Source organism: Sphingomonas sp. 22R3R2A-7 (genome assembly GCF_036856055.1).
Lineage (GTDB): Bacteria > Pseudomonadota > Alphaproteobacteria > Sphingomonadales > Sphingomonadaceae > Sphingomonas.
On record NZ_JASPFR010000001.1, the window covers coordinates 3,880,001 to 3,898,754 of the forward strand.

The following is an 18,754-nucleotide window of genomic DNA, read 5'->3' on the forward strand; positions in this document are numbered from 1 at the left end:
ATGGGGAAACCCACCTATCCCGATTAATCCAATCGCTGCGGTAACGCAGAGTATTGGGTTAATTAGGTTAGGTATCACTTAGCTGAATAAAATAGGCTTCGTGAAGCGAACCCGGCGAACTGAAACATCTCAGTAGCTGGAGGAAAAGACATCAACCGAGATTCCGTTAGTAGTGGCGAGCGAACGCGGACCAGGCCAGTGCCGACAAGTGAATTAGCAGAAGCTTCTGGAAAGTAGCGCCATAGCGGGTGACAGCCCCGTATGCGAAAATGAAATTGTCGGACTCGAGTAGGGCGGAACACGTGAAATTCTGTCTGAACATGGGGGGACCACCCTCCAAGCCTAAATACTCGTACATGACCGATAGCGAACTAGTACCGTGAGGGAAAGGTGAAAAGCACCCCGATGAGGGGAGTGAAACAGTACCTGAAACGGATTGCCTACAAGCAGTTGGAGGGCTTTTATGGCCTGACAGCGTACCTCTTGCATAATGGGTCTGTGACTTAATGTATCAAGCAAGCTTAAGCCGATAGGTGTAGGCGCAGCGAAAGCGAGTCTGAATAGGGCGCCAGAGTTTGATGTATTAGACCCGAAACCCGGCGATCTAGGCATGACCAGGATGAAGGTGCAGTAACATGCACTGGAGGTCCGAACCGATTAACGTTGAAAAGTTACCGGATGAGTTGTGTTTAGGGGTGAAAGGCCAATCAAGCCGGGAAATAGCTGGTTCTCCGCGAAAACTATTGAGGTAGTGCCTCGCACGAACACCTTAGGGGGTAGAGCACTGGATGGGCTAGGGGGTCGCGAGATCTACCAAACCTAACCAAACTCCGAATACCTAAGAGTGATATGCGGGAGACAGACGGCGGGTGCTAAGGTCCGTCGTCAAAAGGGAAACAGCCCTGACCTACAGCTAAGGCCCCCAAATCGTATCTAAGTGGGAAAGCATGTGGGACTTCCAAAACAACCAGGAGGTTGGCTTAGAAGCAGCCATCCTTTAAAGAAAGCGTAACAGCTCACTGGTCTAAACAAGAGGTCCTGCGGCGAAGATGTAACGGGGCTCAAGATACGTGCCGAAGCTTAGGGTGTGCCACTTATGTGGTACGCGGTAGCGGAGCGTTCCGTAAGCCTGTGAAGCGATCTGGTAATGGGTCGTGGAGGTATCGGAAGTGCGAATGCAGACATGAGTAGCGATAAAGAGGGTGAGATGCCCTCTCGCCGAAAGACCAAGGGTTCCTGCGCAAGGCTAATCCGCGCAGGGTGAGCCGGCCCCTAAGACGAGCCCGAAGGGGGTAGTCGATGGGAACCACGTTAATATTCGTGGGCCTGGTGGTGTGTGACGGATCATGTGTGTTGTCTGCTCTTATCGGATTGAGCAGGCTTCGAAATGGTTCCAGGAAATAGCCCCACCGTATAGACCGTACCCGAAACCGACACAGGTGGTCAGGTAGAGTATACCAAGGCGCTTGAGAGAAGTGTCCTGAAGGAACTCGGCAAATTGCCTCCGTACCTTCGGAAGAAGGAGGCCCTCACTATGCGCAAGCACTTTGAGGGGGCACAGGCCAGGGGGTAGCGACTGTTTAGCAAAAACACAGGGCTCTGCTAAGTCGGCTTCAAGACGACGTATAGGGCCTGACGCCTGCCCGGTGCCTGAAGGTTAAGTGGAGGGGTGCAAGCTCTGAAATGAAGCCCAGGTAAACGGCGGCCGTAACTATAACGGTCCTAAGGTAGCGAAATTCCTTGTCGGGTAAGTTCCGACCTGCACGAATGGCGTAACGACTTCCCCACTGTCTCCAGGACATGCTCAGCGAAATTGAATTCTCCGTGAAGATGCGGAGTACCCGCGGTTAGACGGAAAGACCCCGTGCACCTTTACTGCAGCTTCAGAGTGGCATTAGGAAGAAACTGTGTAGCATAGGTGGGAGGCTTTGAAGCATCGGCGCCAGCTGATGTGGAGCCATAGGTGAAATACCACCCTGTTTGTTTCTGATGTCTAACCTCGTTCCGTAAGCCGGAACAGGGACCCTCTGTGGCGGGTAGTTTGACTGGGGCGGTCGCCTCCTAAAGAGTAACGGAGGCGCGCAATGGTGGGCTCAGGACGGTCGGAAACCGTCTGTTAGAGTGCAATGGCATAAGCCCGCCTGACTGCGAGACTGACAAGTCGAGCAGAGACGAAAGTCGGTCATAGTGATCCGGTGGTCCCTCGTGGAAGGGCCATCGCTCAACGGATAAAAGGTACGCCGGGGATAACAGGCTGATAACCCCCAAGAGCTCATATCGACGGGGTTGTTTGGCACCTCGATGTCGGCTCATCACATCCTGGGGCTGGAGCAGGTCCCAAGGGTTTGGCTGTTCGCCAATTAAAGTGGTACGTGAGCTGGGTTCAGAACGTCGCGAGACAGTTTGGTCCCTATCTGCCGTGGGCGTCGAAATTTGAGAGGAGTTGACCCTAGTACGAGAGGACCGGGTTGAACATACCTCTGGTGTACCAGTCGTTCTGCCAAGAGCGCAGCTGGGTAGCTATGTATGGACGGGATAACCGCTGAAAGCATCTAAGCGGGAAGCCTCCCTCGAGATAAGATTTCATAGAGCCGTCGGAGACCACGACGTTGATAGATCGGATGTAGAAGTGCGGTAACGCATGGAGCTAACCGATACTAATTGCTCTATTCGCGCTTGAGAGTCTCACACCATCAATGACAACACTGGGTTCGCCCGGCACGTCAGACGATAGTGCGGATGATTAAGACGACGCCAGATTGCCAATCCCCTCGCCGTCGAGGGATTGGTCGAACACACTACTCCCAAGCACGGTATCGATTTTAAAATCCAGATATTCACGCGCACGCATGTCGCACCGGCTCCATTGCCTGGTGGCTATAGCGTCGGTGTCCCACCCGATCCCATTCCGAACTCGGCCGTGAAACCCGACTGCGCCAATGGTACTATCGCTCAAGCGATGGAAGAGTAGGTCGTCGCCAGGCATTGAAGCCCGTGCGACATGCAAGCACACAATATCAAAACCCATTCACAACGTCTTCTACACACCCAACGTCCGCACTGCGGACCGTCGCGGGGTGGAGCAGCCCGGTAGCTCGTCAGGCTCATAACCTGAAGGTCACAGGTTCAAATCCTGTCCCCGCAACCATCTTGATTTGCAACGCCTCCCCGGAAACCTCCGCGGAGGCTTTTTGCGTTTCTGCACCAGCCGTCCGGAGTCCAGCAGAATTAGGCGAAGGCGGATCGAACGATCGCAAATTTACCCCGATTAACTGGCTGCATGGTCGCTAGCGATGCAGTGTTCGCAGACTGATGCTTGCCAACCAAATCGGTAGAAGGACACCGCGTAATGACTGCGCAGAAACCGCTTCGCTTCGTCACGCTGCTCGGCAGCCTTAGAAGGAACAGCTTTCATGCCGCAATCGCGCGCGCGATTCCTTCGCTTGCTCCTGAAGGCATTAAGATCGCGTCCGCGGGATCGATCGACGGGCTGCCGCACTATGACGCCGACCTTCAGGCAGAAGGCTTCCCGCCGGCGCTGCTTGCGATGGCTGCCGCGATCCAGGAAGCAGACGCTGTCATCATCGTCACGCCCGAATATAACTATTCGGTGCCGGGCGCGCTCAAGAATGCGCTCGATTGGCTGTCGCGCCTGACGCCGCAGCCGCTCGCGGAGAAGCCGGTTGCCATCCAGACCGGGTCGCCTGGCATGATTGGCGGGGCACGCGCGCAATATCATCTGAGACAGATCATGGTGTTCCTCGACGCCCATGTGCTCAACAAGCCCGAGATCATGATCGGCGGGATTCACAGCAAGATCGACCCCGAGACTAGTGAGGTCACGGATGAAGCCACCGCTGCGCTCATGGCGCAGCAACTCGTAGCTCTCGCGCGAATGGTCCGCCCCGGCGACTGAGTCGAGTTTCGAGACCAACGCCATCGATCGAGCAAGCAAACCCGGTGGCGGGCCAGGCTGTCGTCGGTCGGGTCGGCTCGTACCCATTGGACCATCGCGTGGCGAGAACTGTCAGACCCTGCTGCATGGGAAGGCAGCACGATTTCGCCGTCGCAGATGGCGTCGTCGGCTTCAAAGCCCTTCAGCAGGCGTTGCCGATGCGATGGCTCGGTCGCGTCGAACTGGATGCACCTCTCGCAAGGTTATCAATAACATCATCGTGGCTAGCGCGATGAAGTACCGCGCCGTCGGCGCTGCCGCGTCGATACAATAGCGTCGCAACCCGTCCTGCTCGATCCGGCCTGCCGTCGAAAGCCATCATGCGTCTCCCGACGGGGCGATCGAGCGGCGCAGCGATGCGTTCTCGCGCTCGAGGTCAGCGACGCGATCGCGAAGCGGTTGCATGGCAACGGCGACTTCCCGCTCGGTAAAGCGCGGCGTGATGTGCTGCGGACAGTTCCAGTCGAAAGCGTCCAGGCGCATTCGGAAGATGCGCTCGGGCTTCGCACCATAGCCCTCGTCGATCAGCCGTTCGGTCAACGCGGGATCCGCATCGAGCGCGACCTTCTCGACATGCGCAAAGATCTTGAGACGCGCGCGCCTTCGGTAATCGATCAGGATCAGGCACGCCCGGTCGTTCGCCATCAGATTGCCCGTGCTGATATATTGCCGGTTTCCTCGATAATCGAGGAACGCCAAGGTCTGGTCGTCGATGATCTTCAGGAAGCCGGGAGGACCACCGCGATGCTGGACATACGGCCAGCCGGTCTCGGATACCGATGCGATATAGAAGCTGTCGCGCTCGGCGATGAAAGCCACTTCGTGCGGGGTAAGGAGATCGAACGCACGATGCCCCTTGAACCCGGTCCAGAGATGGTCGGCGTCCATTTCGGCCTGTGCGGCGAGCACACTCGGCGTCAGCGCGATGTCCATGAAACCGTACGCCATCCTGCACCTCCGATATCTGCCGCGCCAGCCCATCAAGCGTGTCGTTGTCAAACCGCCCAGCACGCACACCTTAGCGCGCCCCAAAAGCTGGGCAAATCCCGCGGGGGCGGCGCGGTTTGAACGGCCGCCGCATGTTCGTGGCCATGCACCGCGCAGCCGGTGGCGCACCCATACTTACCGGCGGTCGGAGCCGCAGCAGGTCGCGTATGGCTGTCGATCAGGCCAGAGATCAGGCGCCGTTCGCGAGCGATGACGACGGCATCGGTGGATTCTGCCGCGCGAACCTTAGCCTCCGTGCCTACCGCCGGAAGCCTTCCTCCACGGACACCGAGGGCCTGCGCCACCGGCTTGTTGCGGTCGAGCGTCGTAATCTTGGCGTTGGCCAGGAACAGGTCGGGCATAGGTGAGCTCTCAAAGGCAAGGTTCGGAAGGGCGACAAGTAAAGTCGAGGCCAGCGCCTCCCGGCGGCTGAACCTTATGACTGGGGGCGCGGGCGGCTGCGCGTTGAGCAGCGCATAGATCGCGCCGACCAGCAGACCGATGACGAGCGAGAGAAGATAGGGTTTCATCGATCTGCTCCAGACCAGCACCGCGGCACCCGATCGAAAGAAAAGGATCTCGATCCGCGACGTCCGACTTCAGGATCAAGCGGCCGCCTTTGCGGCCTGCTGCGCCCGAACATCGCTTTCGATCACCGCTGCATCGTTGGGCGCGACGAGGCCGTAGAGCTGCGCCGGTTCGGCCGCTTCCGGGCGCGCCCAGCTGCGGTGGAGTTCCGACACCAATGCGTGGTCAAGGTCGGCTTGACGTCGCCCTGGCCGAAGCGCGCAAGTGAAATCCGCGACGCCATCTCGCTGAGATCGCGCGAGGCATCGAGCACCGCGTAGACGTCATGGCCAGCGGCGAGGGAATCGAGCGCCGGGAACATCACGCAGACGCTGGTCCAGACACCGGCCATGACCAGGGTCTTGCGGCCGGTCGACCTTACCTCGGCGACGAAAGCGTCGCTGTCCCAGGCGTTCACCTCGCCCTTGCGCGGCACGTAGACCGCGTGCGGCGCATCGCAGTGGATTTCCGGCATCAGCGGGCCATTGGTACCCGCGGGTTCATCAGCATCGCGCCGCCGCCGCTTGCGCGTAGGCGGGATTTCGTGTGGGTCGGAGTATTCATGATTATGCTCCTTTGCTTGGGATCGCCGGGCATGGGGTCAGGCAACCGCTTCGACCGCGGCGGAGATGAAGGCGGCGACCTCGCGCGGGTGCGAAAGCATAGCGGCGTGGCTACTGTCGACCTCGGACAGCGTCGCGCCGGCGCGTTCGGCCATGCGACGTTGGGCGCTGGGAGGAACCATACGGTCGGCCTTGGCGAGCAGGTAGAAGCTCGGTTTGGCTTTCCATCCCGCCCGGGTGACGGGTGCGGTAGCGGCGGCGAGCCACCAGGGCACCTGCGCCGCCGCCATGAAGCGGGTGATGGCGGGATCGACGTCGGCGGCAAAGGCTTGCGGGAACTGGGCGGGATCGACGATCAGATAGCCGTTGTCGGGCGGCAGCACCGGGGCCTTGGCTTCCCCGGCATCTGCGGGTGCCGCGTTCAACGCTGCGACCGACTCGCCGGCATCGGGCACGAAGGCAGCGATGTAGGCAATCGCCTTGACCTTGGGGTTGTCGCCGGCCTGCGTAACCACGGCGCCGCCATAGCTGTGACCGACCAGGACGACCGGGTGCAGCGCGGCGGCGATCGTCTGGTCGGTCGCGGCCACGTCGCCTTCGAGCGTGATCGTCGGATTTTGCACCACGAGGACTTCGTGCCCCTCATCCGACAAATGGGCGTACACCGCTTGCCAGCCCGAAGCGTCCACGAATGCACCGTGGACGAGCACGATCGATACGGGATCGGCCATGACGTATCCTTTCATATTTGGAGGTGCCGGCGCGCCTCGGGGCACGCCGATCGCTATTTGCAGACCTTGCGATCCAGGAAGTCGCGGATCAGCGGCGCCATGACATCGAGTCGGTCCTCGAGCGCGAAATGGCCGCTATCGAGGATGTGCATCTCGGTCTCGGGCAGGTCGCGCAGGTAGGGCGGAGCGCCCGCCTCGGGGAAGATCTTGTCGTTCTTGCCCCAGACGATGATCGTCGGGGGCTGGTATTTGCGGAAGAACGCCTGGAATTGCGGGTAAAGCGGGACGTTCGAGCCATAGTCGCCCAGCATGTCGAGCTGGACGTCGCGGTTGCCCGGACGGTCGAGCAGCGCCTGGTCATGGATCCAATTGTCCGCGCTGATGCGGGCGACGTCGCGCATGCCGTCGGTATATTGGAACTTGGTGATGTCCAGCGTGACCAGGCTGTTCAGCGCATCGCGGTTCTTCTGCGACCGGTCGCCCCAATAGACCTTGATCGGATCCCAGAACGGCGCCTGCAGTCCCTCGGTGTAGGCGTTGCCGTTCTGGACAATCAGCCCACTGACCCGCTCGGGGTGCTTCAGCGCCAGACGGAAGCCGATCGGCGCGCCGTAATCCATCACGTACATCGCGTAGCGCTTGGCGCCGAGCTGGGTGACGAGCGTGTCGACGATATCGGCTTGATGCGCAAAGGTGTAGGCGAACTGCGCGTGGTCCGGCGCATCGCTCTGGCCATAGCCCGGATAGTCGGGCGCGATCACATGGTAGCGATCGGCGAGCAGCGGGATGAGGTTGCGGAACATGTGCGACGAGGTCGGGAAGCCGTGCAGCAGCAGCAGCACCGGCGCATCAGCGGGCCCGGCTTCGCGGTAGAAGACCTTGACGCCGTCGACCGCCATCGACTTGTAGTGGATGACCGGTACGGCACGCGCCGCCAGCTGCGGCGTGATCGCTGCGCAGCGTGTCTGTGCGACAGCCGGCGTGGCCAGGATCGCACTAGCCATGACGGTCGTGAAAAGTCGTTTCATGCGTCCCTCCATTGAAGCAGTTGTCGAAAACGGGGGCGCCGCCTCGCCATGCCCCTGTGGTTGCTGGCTAGCACGCGCCGCCTCTCGGGCGGAGTTAAGCCCGGTAAAATGCGGTTGTTCTGCCTATCGCGATGATTTGGGTGTCGTAGGTAAAGACGGGCGGCACTGCTATTACGGCTGCGCGCGTTCGCTGTGTTGCAGATATCAGGAGGTAATCACTGAGCGAACATTTCTATACCTTTACCGCGATTAACGGGCAGCGACGGTGTTATCGATTAGACTTGCTCAATCGAATCGAGCGCCACCGCTAACTCTGACATCGACACGTACTGTCCATGTCGGAGCAGGTGTGGCCAGAGCATTAGGGGATGTCGCATGCAACCCACCATCAGGTCCATTGACTCGACGGGCATGCCGTCCACCCGCAGCGACCCGCACGCGCTGCTTCTGGCGGAATATATCCACCGGTCCGCGAACGATTTCGCCATTGCGTGCGCGGAGATAAATGGGGCTCGGCGTGCAGCGACGTTCGACGGCGCGCGCGATAGACTTGCCATTGTCGGCGATCGGTTGCTGTCCCTCGCAGCGATCCAGCGACTGCTGCAGGTGCCGGGAACCGCCACAATGGATCTCGGCGGCAAGCTGTGCGAGCTCAGCCATCATCATGCCCAGGCACGCTTTGTCGAACAGGGCATATTCGTGCGCATTTGCGCGGCCGAGGTCCCGGTTGATTCCCGACGCGGCGGCATCGTGCTGATGATCGTATCAGAGCTTCTCACGAACGCTGCGCGCCATGCATTCGCGTCGCCCGGCGGCATGGTCGATATCCTATTGACCCGCTGCGATGGCGAGATTCGCTGTCGTGTGACAGACGATGGCATCGGCATCCCGCCGGCCCGCGCGATGTCGGGGAGCGGCTCGGCGATTATCACCGCGCTGGCGCTTGAGGCTGGCATTCAGCTCAGCGCACGAGCGTGTCCAGTCGGGACCAGCGTCGAATTGCGTATGCCGATAGAACTGGCTGTCGCGCCGGGACCCTGAAGCGCGGTCTTGCCAGATCGACCAAGGCGCGCGCTCGAAGATGTCCGGCGGATCGCCTTGACCCTTCAGGCGATCCGCGCGAGCCCGTCCATGATCGCGGTCAGCGCGAGCGCCGTCTGCGCTTCCATCGCGCTGTGCCCGGCATTGGTTCGGACATAGCTGACCGGAGCCGCCCCGAAGCTGGCCATTGCAGCGATCAGTCGCGAGGCCTGGGTGAGCGGGCATACCTGGTCGAAGCGGCCATGCACGATATGCGTCGGAATGTCGGCGATCCGGTCGATATTTCCCAGAATGTAGTCGGGCTCGAGGAAGAGATGGTGGGCGAAGAAGTGCGCCTCGATCTGCGCGAACGACAGCGCGAACGCGGCATCGCCGAATTTCCCCGGATCGTCGTCCTTGGGAATCAGATTGGAGATCGTCCCTTCCCAGACCGACCAGGCCAGCGCGGCGCGCAACTGCAGCGCGCGATCGGCCGCGTTTGCCGGCACCATGTCGAAAATCGCCTTATAGGCCCGCATCATGTCGCCGCGTTGCTCGGGCGGGATGACCTCGACGAACGCGGCCCATTCGTCGGGGTAGGCGATATAGCTGCCGGGCGCGGTCAGCGCGAACGGCGCGTCAGCGAACGTCGCGGCATTGCCCTGATACATGTAGCGCAGGTCGTCGCGGTCGCCGATAAAGATGCCGCGGAGGATCAATGATGCGATGTTTGTCGGATGCCGGATCGCATAGACCAGTGCGAGCGTGCTGCCCCAGCTTCCTCCGAAAACGTGCATCTTGCCGGCGATGTCGAGTGATGTCCGCAGGGCATTGATGTCGGCGACCAGATAGTCGGTCGTGTTGCGGGTGAGCGCGACAGCGGGCCCGGCACTGGCCACGGTAGGTTCGCTTTTGCCGCAGCCGCGCTGATCGAACAGGATGATCCGGTAGCGAGCGGGATCGAAGAAACGCGCCATGATCGGAGCACAGGCGCCGCCGGGCCCGCCATGCAGAACGATGACAGGCTCGCCCGCGGGGTTGCCATATTCCTCCCAGTAGAGCGTGTGATCCGGCGCGGTATCGACGCGCAGCATCCCGCTGTTGATCGGATCGACAGCGGGATACTTCCATTCGTCGGTGATCGCGCTGGTCTGCTGGAGGCTTGAGAAATCGATCATTGTGTCCTCGTCGCGTTATGCCGCGACTATGCGGGTTTGGTAGCGGTGGCAATCACGGGCCTTTTGGCCCAGCGTCGTCGCGCAACATGTCGGCCATCCGCACCAGTTCGGGCAATGAATCCGCCTCCATTTTGCGCATCACCTGACCGCGGTGAAGCTTGACGGTGGCTTCGGTGATATTGACGCGATTGGCGATCTGCTTGTTCAACAGTCCGGCTGCGACCTGCTCCATGACCTGGCGTTCGCGTTCCGTCAGCGTCGCATAACGTGCTCGGAGCATGATGCTGCGCGCCGCGGCGCTACGGCGGTGTTTGTCCTGTGCGATCGCGCGATTGACCGCTTCGAGCAAATCCTGTTCGCGTACCGGCTTGGCAAGAACGTCGACCGCGCCTGCCTTCATCGCGCGCACCGCCATTTGGACGTCGACATGCGCGCTGATCAGCACGACCGAAGGCGGGCGGTCGCGTTTTGCCAGCGTCTCCTGAAATTCGAGCCCGCTGCGCCCCGGCAGCCGGATGTCCAGGACGATGCAGCCGACCCAGTCGCCTTTGTCGGCCGCGAGATAGGCGTCGACCGACCCGAAGCACTCCGCGACGAGGCCGACCGACTGGAACAGTCCACCGAGCGCCTCGCGCACGCTTTCGTCATCGTCGATCACGACGACGATCGGTCCGTTTGCGTCTGGTTTACCCGACATTTTGGCCCACTCCTGCCGCCAGCGGAATGGCGAAGCTGAACACGCTCCCGCGCGGCGCATCGTTCGATGCCCAGATATGACCGCCATGGGCCTCGAGGATCGATCGGCAGATCGACAGGCCCATGCCGATTCCCTCGGACTTGGTTGTGAAGAACGCCTCGAACAGCCGATTGATATCGACGGCGTCAAGACCGGCCCCGGTGTCCGCGACGTCCACCTGCGCCATCCCGTCGCGCGTGTGCGTCCGTACGACAAGCCGCCGGCGTGCGGGCGGGATCGCCGCCATGGCCTCGGCGCTGTTCATGATCAGGTTGAGAATGACCTGCTGCAGCAATGTGCCATCGCCGAGGATCGTCTTCGCACCCGGCGAAAAATCGGTTTTGACGAGGATGTCGCGGCGCTGGAGTTCTCCACGCAGGAGCTCGAGCACGCCCTGGCTTACCTGCTCGAGATCGGTCCGTTCCATCAGCGGTGGCGATTTGCGTGCGAGCGCCCTGATGCTCGTGATGATGTCCCCGGCGCGATGTCCGTCTCGCACGACGCGGGCAGCGGCTTGCCGTGCGAGCGCAAGATCGAGCTGCGTTTCGTCAAGCCAGCGCAGGCAGGTGCTGGCGTTGGTCACGATCGCCATCAGCGGTTGATTGACTTCATGGGCGATCGATACCGCGAGCTCATCCATCGTAAGCAAGCGCGTCACGTGCGCCAGGTCACTTTCGCTGCGGCGCAGTTCCGCTTCGGCGCGTCGCCTGTCCTCGATGTCGATATTGATGCCGAACCAGTGGGAAAGGTGCCCGGTCGAGTCGTAAAACGGGCTCGCGCGAAACAGGAACCAGCGGTAGCGGCCATCGATGTGCCGCAGGCGTGCCTCGGCTTCGCGCGCCTGACCTGCCCCGAGCGCGTCGGTCCACGCGCCGACGAGCCGCTCGATGTCGTCAGGGTGGAGCGCGGTTATCCATGCGCCAGCGAGCGCGAGGTCTCGGTCGAGTCCGACATATTCGAGATATTGCTGGCTGAGATAGGTCACGGTGCCGTCGCCATCGGCGGACCAGATCAGCCCCGGCACCAGATTGATGAGATGTTGGAGCCGACCCTCGCTGGCGAGTAGCGCCGACTTTGTCTCCTCCAGCGCGGTTTCGGCTCGCTTGCGGTCCTCGATATCGACGATGACGCCATACCAGCGCAGGACACTGCCATCTGCATCGAGCAGCGGGCTCTGTTGCAAGGCGAACCACCGATATTCGCCATCGGAGCGCCTGATCCGGGCATCGACGGGCAGCGCGCGTTTCGTCCGGATGATCTCCTCCCATGCCGTTCGCATCGCCTCAAGGTCGTCGGGATGGAAGATCTGATAGAAGCCGAGACCGACGATTTCGTCCGAGGGAAGACCGACGAAATCGGTCAGGTTCTGACTCCAATAATCGAGCATCCCATCGGGCAACGCCGACCAGGCCATCGCGGGAATGGTGTTGACGACAAGCTTGAGCTGGCGCTCGCTCGCCTTGAGCGCGGCCTCGCTGGTGCGGAGCTGCTCATCGGCGCGTTGCAGGTCTTCGATATCGACGTTGACGCCGTACCAGCGGACGACGCCGTTCGCATCGGTCAACCGTCGACCAGCGAAGTAGAACCAGCGATACGCCCCATCGGCGCCCCGTATCCTGCCCTTGATCAGCGTGCGGTCGGAATGCTCGAGGCTGTCTTTCCAGAGTTCGACCATGCCCTCCACGTCGTCGGGATGGTACAGGTCGAGGAACCCCCATTCCAAGATCTTCTCGGCCGGGAGGCCGGCATAATCGAGCCAGCTCTGGTTGACGAAGTCGGCACTCCCGTCAGGTCGCGCCGACCACACGAGGACGGGGAGCGAATTGATGATGAGACTGAGATTCTGCTCGCTCGCCAGCAACGCCGCCTTGGCATCGCTCAAACCCTGTTCGGCGACCTTGCGATCCTCGATGTCGAGGACGACGCCATACCATTTTACGACGCTGCCGTCGGCGTCGATCAGCGGCTTCTGGCGGAGCACGCACCAGCGATAATGGCCATCGGCACGACGGATCCGCCCCTCGACCTCGCGCGGATGCACCGAGCTCATGATGTCCTGCCATTCGGCCAGCAGGTGCGCCATGTCGTCGGGATGGAAGATGCGGTAGAAGTTCAGCCCGCCGACCTCGTCATACGGCCCGCCGATAAAGTCGAGGAAGTTCTGGTTGGCGAAATCCACCAGCCCATCGACGGTGGCGGACCAAGCCATCGCGGGGATGGAGTTGATGATGAGGTTCAGCCGTGACTCGCTCTCCGCCAAGGCGGCGCCGGTCGGGGGCTCAGGGCGGTGGTCGATCGGGCGCGTGCGATCGGCGACCTCGCGGATCTCGCGAAAGGCCGAGCCGACTTGGATCGCTGCGATCCGTAGCACGAGCCGGTCGGCCTGGCTGGGAAATTCGGCGCGCCGCGCAACGGCAACGAGCAGCCCCGTGTCCGAAATCGTGCCGAGCGGCAGCGCCAGGACCCGCAGCGGCTCACCTGCGAGCGGCACGATCGTCGGCCAGCGTCCCGGCTCCTCGCCAAACCACGGACCCAGTTCGACACGGATCCCATCCGGATCGTGCCCGCCATGTTCGGTCGCGCGGGTCCGCGAGAACAGGTGCGTGCTTTCACCGAAGCGGAGGCCGACGAAATCGAGCGCCAGCATTTCGAGCAAAGCGTCCAACACGCTCCCAGCGATCAGCGTCGGATCGAGACCCTTCCATGTTGCCGTAAGGCACGTGAGACGCTCGAGAGTGTCGCAGCAGCGCTGGAGTTCGGTTGCCGCTGCTGGCCCCGACACGGGATCCGCCATCGGTCCCTGCGTGCTTGCGGTCATCGATACCGGACGGTGGCTCACAAGAAATCCTTCTCAAAGCAGGTCCGGCCCCTTGGGTAACAAAAGCGCATGTTCGCTTTAGCCCCGCTGCAAGGTGGCATCCACCACGACCAAAGTCGATCAGTACACGACCATCGGCTAGGACCTGAAGACCAAATGCGAATTGAGCCCGATCGAACGACACAGTACTTCGCTGGGATCGGGAGAAAGTCTTGAAGCAGGTCTCGTTCCCTTTTCAGAAGATTGCACCAAAGACGAACCAGGTCCCCCTCGTTCTTGGTCGTCCCTCTGAAATTGCGGTACGATTGCCGATATTGGGGGTACGATGCGACGATTCCCGACCGTGCAGCATGCCATCCTCGCCGCCTGTACCTGCGTGACGTGCACCCCGACCGCAGGCGTGGCGCAATCCACAGAGCGCGGGGAGGACGACATCGTCGTGACGGCCACGCGGAGGGAAATGCGCCTGCAGGACACGCCGATCGCGATCTCGGCTTACACCACCGAACAACTCGCCCGCAGCGGTGTCCGCGATCTCCGCGACATCGTCACCTTCACCCCCGGCCTTACGATCGGGACCGGGGAGGGCAGGGCGCGGTGCCGATATCGATCCGTGGGGTCGGGCAGAACGACCTCGGCATCGGCGCCGACGCCCCGATCGGGATTTACCTCGACGGGGTCTATCTTGCGCGCCCGTACATGAATTTGTTCGACTTGGTGGATGCCGAGCGCGTCGAAGTCCTGCAGGGGCCGCAAGGCACCTTGTACGGCCGGAATGCCACGGGTGGTGCGATCAACGTCGTCACGCGCCGGCCGGGGGACGAGGTCGTGTTCACGGGGAGTGCGCGCTACGGCAATTACAGCGCGTGGGGGGCGCAGGCGCTTCTGATGAGCCCGCTGACCAGCACGCTGTCCGGCAAGTTCGCGATTTCGGCGAGCGGTCACGACGGCTACACCCGACTGGTCTCGACCGGCCGTCCGATCGATCCGGAAAGGACGCTGATGGTGCGCGGCGCGCTGCGCTGGCGGCCGAATGGCGTGCTGGACGTACAGCTCAACGCTGACGGGGGATATCACGACATGCCCGTCGTCCTGTACAACAGCGCGGGCCCCGGCTTCAGCCCCGACCGCATCGACATCAATTCGATCCCGCGTGAGGACCGTCGGTATTGGGGGCTGTCGCTCGATGCGACGTATGCTCTGCCGGGCGCCGAGCTGCATGCGATCACCGGATACCGAAAGGCGACACTGGCGAACGTGCTCGATACCGATGCCGGCCCGACGCTCGGCATCCAGTTCGGGCAATTCGACCATGCCGCGCAATTCAGCCAGGAAGTGCGCGTCACCTCGGTTGGGACCGGTCGGTGGCAGTGGCTCGCCGGACTCTATTATTTCGGCGAGACGGCCCGGACCTACAGCCCGATCTATCTCGACTTCACCAACGAGCTCGGCCTGCCAAGCGCCACGATGCAATACATCAACGCATCGAACCGCACGATGGCCTACGCGGCGTTCGCGCAATCGAGCTACCGCCTGACCGGCACGCTGACCGTCTCGGCGGGACTGCGCTGGAGCCGCGAGACAAAGCGGTTCGCCTTCCGGCAGCAGTTCAGCATCGACGAACCGCCGGTCTTCGCCTCGTTCCCGCGCTCCACCCAGCAAACGACATGGTCCAACATGTCGCTACGGCTGGCGATCGACTATAAGCCGGGCAAGGATCTGCTGCTCTATGCGAGCTACTCGGAGGGCTTCAAGAGCGGCGGCTCGACCTCGGTCAGCCTGATCACCACGCCCACGCCGACCGTCTTCGCGCCCGAAACGCTCGCGGCGTTCGAAGCGGGGTTTAAGAGCGAATGGTTGAATCACCGCCTGCGGCTCAATGCCACCGCGTTTCACTACGATTATAAGGACCTGCAGGTCCGTACCACCGACTCGATCGGATTTCTGGTCGTGCGCAACGCAGCGAGCGCGACCGTCGACGGACTGGAACTTGAGCTTACCACGCATCCGACCAAACGGCTCGAGCTCACCGTCAGCAGTGCGTGGTTGCGCGCGCGCTATGGCCGCTTCATCGATCCGGTGTCGCAGGTCGAGTATTCGGGCGAGCGCTTGAACCGCGCGCCCGACGTCAAGCTGGGCCTCGGCGTGCAGAACAGGTTTCCGCTCGCGGCCAGGGGCGAACTTTTAGCGCGCGCCGAATATGACCACGAAAGCCGGATCTATCATCAGCCGGGCGAACAGCGCGCTTTTTCGCGTGCGCCGACGCACCTCGTCAACGCGCGGCTGGCGGTCCGCACAGCCGATCGGCGCTGGTCGTTCGCGCTGTTTGGCAAGAACTTGGGCAACGAACGCTATATCGGCCATGCCTTCCCGGTATTCGGCGAGCCGCGCGCGACGATAACACCCCCGCGCACCTTCGGGCTGGAGGTCGGCTTCGCGAATTGAAAACGTCTACGCGCGATCAGCGGGTAAAAGCCGGTTCGGCCCAACCTCGACGAAAGTCGAGCGGCGCGCGACTTACGACTACGCATTGGGCACCAAAGGTGAATTGAAATAGCCCGATCGCAGCCGATACACCCTGATCATCATTGTAAGAGGGCGATCGCAATGTTCAGATGGAGAACCGGCGCCTTTATCGTGACACCGTCGTGCGACCGCGTCGTTGCGGACCTCGGTCTGCTATCGATCGAGAGCGGGGCGCCGCGGCTATGAGCGGCAGGCGCGCCTTTGCTTTCGGGCCGTTCCTGCTGATGCCCGAGCGGCAGGTGCTGCTGCTGGGCGACACCGTGGTCCGGATCGGCGGACGCGCGCTCGATCTGCTGACGGCGCTGGTCGAGCGTCCCGGCGAACTCGTCACCAAATGCGAATTGCTGAAGCGCGCTTGGCCGACGACCACGGTCGAGGAGGGCAATCTCAAAGTCAACATGGCGGCCCTGCGGCGCGCGCTCGACGATAACGCCGACGCGGCCAAGTATATCGCGACCGTCATCGGGCGGGGGTACCGCTTCATCGCCCAGGTCGAGGCGCGCGAGGCGCGCGATCCATCTGGCGCGCCACACGTCAAGCCGATGCCGGATCCCGGCCCGTCGTCCGAGGCGATGCAGATCTTCTGGCAGACGGATGCCGCGGACGCGATCCGCGATCATCGCGAGGGACGCGTATGCGTGTCCCCTGTGCCGCAATGCATGGCAGACGAACGGGCCCCCGCGGCGCAGGCGCAGGTTCGTGTGGTTGACCTGCCGCCGGACGGCTCGCATCGGGCGGACGCCGTCTACCGGCTCAACGACCTGCTCGACGCAGTCGATTACGGGATTGTCATCGATGGCGAGATAACGCTCGTGTTCGACCAGACCACGGTACTGCTCAAGCCGGGCAGCTTGGTAGCGCAGCCGGGCATCAAGCAGGGTTGGGCGAACCGTTCGGGCCGGCCATGCCGGATGCTCTTCGTGCTCTTGTCGGGCCAGGCGGACGCATCCCGCGCCGCCGCGTTCGCCTGATCTCGGCAGCGGAGTCACGTTGAGCGACGACCCGTATCGCCTATTGGCGTCATCGGCGCGGCGACGGGTCATGCGGCGCTTCCGCGGATCGTGCTGCGCGTCGCCGATGAAGGAGCGCCGAAACATGTCGGCAACGAGGCCGAGACCGTGTTGGGCTGGCGGACCGGACACAGTGTCGTCTCGGCGTCCTATTCGATCTTCGTGCCGGGCGGTTTCGTCCGCGCGACCGGTGCAGCACGGACGATCCATATGATCGGACTCGAGATGCTGTTCAGTCGATAGCGTGCCGATCCATACGGCAGCGCCTATTCCACAGTGGGGCCCGGCTTCTCGCAAGGCGGTCGCTTCCGACGAGGTCCATCACTGCGCTTCAGCATTCGGCAAGAAAGTCGCGGGCCAGGCTGTTATAATCGGTCGGCTGTTCCATCATGATCATGTGCGAGCACCCCGGCATCACCACCAGCCGCGCCTTGCCGCCGATCCCGTCTCGGATCGTCTGATGGCAGTCGAGCGTGACCTCGACATCCTCGCCGGTCGTGATCAGCGCGGGCTGGGTGATCGCCGCGAGGTCGCGGCTTCGGGCCCAGTTTTTGATCTTGCCGACGATGGTGAACGCGTTGGGTCCGTTGAGCACGCGATAGGCGATCGAATTGGCCAGAGCAGCAAAGCTCACGAGCGCGTCGCCCGATGGTTCCGTGCGCAACACGAACATGTCGTAAAAAACGCTGCGTAAGCGCGGCATAGTCCGGCGTCGCAGCCTTGCCGGCTTTCCCGAGCGCGTCGAGTTTGGCGGCGGTAGCCGCCGGGCATGCCCGCGATCGGGCGGTGCATTCCTGCCACGCACTGCGGCGCGCTCGCCATGGCTCCGGCCAGGATCAGCTTCTCGACGCCTGCGTCGCGGCCTTGGCAGAGATATTCGATCGCCAGGATCGTACCCCAGTAGTGGCCGTAAAGGATGACCCGGTCGAGGCCGAGCGCGCGGCGGACCGGATCGACTTCGTCGACCGAACGCTGGATCGTATAGCGGCGCTCGCTGGTCGGCGAGTCCGCCTTCCCGCAGCCCAGTTGATCGTAGAAGATCATCGGACGCTCGTCCGTCAACGCCTTCATCGACAGCGGATAATCGTGCGCCGCGCCCGGGCCGCCGTGCAGCATCAGCAGCGGCGTTTTGCCGCCATCGCCTAAGCGCCGCCAGAAGATCTTGCCGCACGAACCATCATCACAACCTGAATGTCCGGCCGGTTCCGAGGCGTGGAGGGGCGCAGTGAACGTCTGCGCGTGGGTCTCACCGCCGCGGCAGATATCGAACACTTCAATACATTGCGCGCGGTGGGCCTCAGCGCTTGCTTCCGATCAAAGCTTTCGTCAGCCAACTCTATATAGAAAAACGTAAATAGCTTAACACGTTGAAAATACGATCATAGGTAACCTGCTAAGTGCAAGTTAGACGGCAAGTGGCATTTAAGGTGACGGATCGGCGCATAAGCGACAGCTTTGCACGGCGGCGAACTGCTCTATCAGTGAATATGCAAACAAATAAGTCTTTGTTAAAAACTAAACTGAAAAGCTGTTGACTCCAGATTTAATATATTCGAACTTGACTAAGTTATAATAAATAAAATGCTGAATACGTCATTGTTATCGCTGTGACATATCGCTGACGTGTGTTCTTTG

Annotated in this window: 15 protein-coding genes, 1 tRNA gene, 2 rRNA genes and 1 pseudogene (1 of these 19 only partly in view); 9 read left to right on the plus strand and 10 right to left on the minus strand. The window is 61.8% G+C overall.

Features of this window, described 5'->3' with window-relative positions; genetic code table 11:
- The 4 genes from QP165_RS18665 to QP165_RS18680 form a co-directional block, all read left to right on the plus strand.
- A 23S ribosomal RNA gene (locus tag QP165_RS18665) occupies positions 1-2,681 on the plus strand (it extends 117 nt beyond the left edge of the window).
- 188 nt (positions 2,682-2,869) lie between these two features.
- A 5S ribosomal RNA gene (rrf, locus tag QP165_RS18670) occupies positions 2,870-2,984 on the plus strand.
- An 87-nt stretch (positions 2,985-3,071) separates the two neighbouring features.
- A tRNA-Met gene (locus tag QP165_RS18675) sits at positions 3,072-3,148 on the plus strand.
- 201 nt (positions 3,149-3,349) lie between these two features.
- Complete coding sequence (locus QP165_RS18680; RefSeq protein ID WP_333996763.1) at positions 3,350-3,916, plus strand: NADPH-dependent FMN reductase; 567 nt, start codon at positions 3,350-3,352, stop codon at positions 3,914-3,916.
- Positions 3,917-4,273: 357 nt separating this feature from the next.
- Here the strand turns inward: QP165_RS18680 and QP165_RS18685 are convergent, their stop codons facing one another.
- The 5 genes from QP165_RS18685 to QP165_RS18705 all read right to left on the minus strand — a co-directional run bounded on the left by QP165_RS18685 (position 4,274) and on the right by QP165_RS18705 (position 7,831).
- Positions 4,274-4,903, minus strand: a complete 630-nt coding sequence (locus tag QP165_RS18685) for a pyridoxamine 5'-phosphate oxidase family protein (RefSeq protein WP_333996764.1) — start codon at positions 4,901-4,903, stop codon at positions 4,274-4,276.
- Between the two features lie 47 nt (positions 4,904-4,950).
- Positions 4,951-5,472, minus strand: a complete 522-nt coding sequence (locus tag QP165_RS20135; RefSeq protein ID WP_443019340.1) for a DUF1427 family protein — start codon at positions 5,470-5,472, stop codon at positions 4,951-4,953.
- Positions 5,473-5,594: 122 nt separating this feature from the next.
- On the minus strand, positions 5,595-6,050 hold the full coding sequence (locus tag QP165_RS18695; RefSeq protein ID WP_333997068.1) for an isochorismatase family protein: 456 nt from the start codon (positions 6,048-6,050) through the stop codon (positions 5,595-5,597).
- Between the two features lie 60 nt (positions 6,051-6,110).
- Positions 6,111-6,803 carry an alpha/beta fold hydrolase gene (locus QP165_RS18700; protein WP_333996765.1) on the minus strand — a complete coding sequence of 231 codons (693 nt, stop codon included), beginning with the start codon at positions 6,801-6,803 and terminating at the stop codon, positions 6,111-6,113.
- 53 nt (positions 6,804-6,856) lie between these two features.
- Complete coding sequence (locus tag QP165_RS18705) at positions 6,857-7,831, minus strand: alpha/beta fold hydrolase (protein ID WP_333996766.1); 975 nt, start codon at positions 7,829-7,831, stop codon at positions 6,857-6,859.
- Positions 7,832-8,206: 375 nt separating this feature from the next.
- Between QP165_RS18705 and QP165_RS18710 the strand changes: the two genes are divergently transcribed.
- Positions 8,207-8,872 (plus strand): sensor histidine kinase, encoded by a 666-nt coding sequence (locus tag QP165_RS18710; RefSeq protein ID WP_333996767.1) that lies wholly within the window; start codon positions 8,207-8,209, stop codon positions 8,870-8,872.
- A 65-nt stretch (positions 8,873-8,937) separates the two neighbouring features.
- On the opposite strand, the gene pip is transcribed toward QP165_RS18710, so the two are convergent.
- Genes pip through QP165_RS18725 form a run of 3 tightly spaced genes read right to left on the minus strand, consistent with a single transcriptional unit; the run spans position 8,938 to position 13,604 of the window.
- Positions 8,938-10,029: a prolyl aminopeptidase gene (gene pip / locus QP165_RS18715; RefSeq protein ID WP_333996768.1), complete on the minus strand. Its 1,092-nt coding sequence runs from the start codon at positions 10,027-10,029 to the stop codon at positions 8,938-8,940.
- A 52-nt stretch (positions 10,030-10,081) separates the two neighbouring features.
- On the minus strand, positions 10,082-10,726 hold the full coding sequence (locus QP165_RS18720; protein WP_333996769.1) for a response regulator transcription factor: 645 nt from the start codon (positions 10,724-10,726) through the stop codon (positions 10,082-10,084).
- The gene (locus QP165_RS18725; RefSeq protein ID WP_333996770.1) at positions 10,716-13,604 is read right to left on the minus strand and encodes a PAS domain-containing sensor histidine kinase; all 2,889 of its coding nucleotides are present in this window, start codon (positions 13,602-13,604) and stop codon (positions 10,716-10,718) included. Before QP165_RS18725 ends, QP165_RS18720 begins: the two co-directional genes overlap by 11 nt.
- 439 nt (positions 13,605-14,043) lie before the next feature.
- Here QP165_RS18725 and QP165_RS20140 point away from each other — a divergent pair, with 439 nt between their 5' ends.
- From QP165_RS20140 to QP165_RS18740, 4 genes and pseudogenes are all read left to right on the plus strand, one after another.
- Positions 14,044-14,286 carry a TonB-dependent receptor plug domain-containing protein gene (locus QP165_RS20140; protein WP_443019384.1) on the plus strand — a complete coding sequence of 81 codons (243 nt, stop codon included), beginning with the start codon at positions 14,044-14,046 and terminating at the stop codon, positions 14,284-14,286.
- A pseudogene (locus QP165_RS18730) lies at positions 14,172-16,028 on the plus strand (TonB-dependent receptor); the annotation flags it as partial. The gene QP165_RS20140 and the pseudogene QP165_RS18730, both read left to right, overlap by 115 nt.
- 263 nt (positions 16,029-16,291) lie before the next feature.
- Complete coding sequence (locus tag QP165_RS18735; RefSeq protein WP_333996771.1) at positions 16,292-17,080, plus strand: winged helix-turn-helix domain-containing protein; 789 nt, start codon at positions 16,292-16,294, stop codon at positions 17,078-17,080.
- Between the two features lie 90 nt (positions 17,081-17,170).
- Positions 17,171-17,362, plus strand: coding sequence for a hypothetical protein (locus tag QP165_RS18740; protein ID WP_333996772.1), 192 nt, complete (start codon positions 17,171-17,173; stop codon positions 17,360-17,362).
- Positions 17,363-17,450: 88 nt separating this feature from the next.
- Here the strand turns inward: QP165_RS18740 and QP165_RS18745 are convergent, their stop codons facing one another.
- Positions 17,451-17,786 (minus strand): hypothetical protein, encoded by a 336-nt coding sequence (locus QP165_RS18745; RefSeq protein WP_333996773.1) that lies wholly within the window; start codon positions 17,784-17,786, stop codon positions 17,451-17,453.
- Entirely contained in the window at positions 17,750-18,391 is a 642-nt protein-coding gene (locus QP165_RS18750) for an alpha/beta fold hydrolase (RefSeq protein ID WP_333996775.1), read from the minus strand. Before QP165_RS18750 ends, QP165_RS18745 begins: the two co-directional genes overlap by 37 nt.
- Between the last annotated feature and the right edge of the window lie 363 nt (positions 18,392-18,754).

What these genes read in the sequence shown, in the direction of transcription:
- QP165_RS18710 (WP_333996767.1), top strand. Translation starts at nt 8,207, where the DNA reads ATGCAACCCACCATCAGGTCCATTGACTCGACGGGCATGCCGTCCACC.
- QP165_RS18680 (WP_333996763.1), top strand. Translation starts at nt 3,350, where the DNA reads ATGACTGCGCAGAAACCGCTTCGCTTCGTCACGCTGCTCGGCAGCCTT.
- QP165_RS18700 (WP_333996765.1), bottom strand. Translation starts at nt 6,803, where the DNA reads ATGGCCGATCCCGTATCGATCGTGCTCGTCCACGGTGCATTCGTGGAC.
- QP165_RS20140 (WP_443019384.1), top strand. Translation starts at nt 14,044, where the DNA reads ATGCGCCTGCAGGACACGCCGATCGCGATCTCGGCTTACACCACCGAA.
- QP165_RS18720 (WP_333996769.1), bottom strand. Translation starts at nt 10,726, where the DNA reads ATGTCGGGTAAACCAGACGCAAACGGACCGATCGTCGTCGTGATCGAC.
- QP165_RS18705 (WP_333996766.1), bottom strand. Translation starts at nt 7,831, where the DNA reads ATGAAACGACTTTTCACGACCGTCATGGCTAGTGCGATCCTGGCCACG.
- QP165_RS18685 (WP_333996764.1), bottom strand. Translation starts at nt 4,903, where the DNA reads ATGGCGTACGGTTTCATGGACATCGCGCTGACGCCGAGTGTGCTCGCC.
- QP165_RS20135 (WP_443019340.1), bottom strand. Translation starts at nt 5,472, where the DNA reads ATGAAACCCTATCTTCTCTCGCTCGTCATCGGTCTGCTGGTCGGCGCG.
- QP165_RS18735 (WP_333996771.1), top strand. Translation starts at nt 16,292, where the DNA reads ATGAGCGGCAGGCGCGCCTTTGCTTTCGGGCCGTTCCTGCTGATGCCC.
- pip (WP_333996768.1), bottom strand. Translation starts at nt 10,029, where the DNA reads ATGATCGATTTCTCAAGCCTCCAGCAGACCAGCGCGATCACCGACGAA.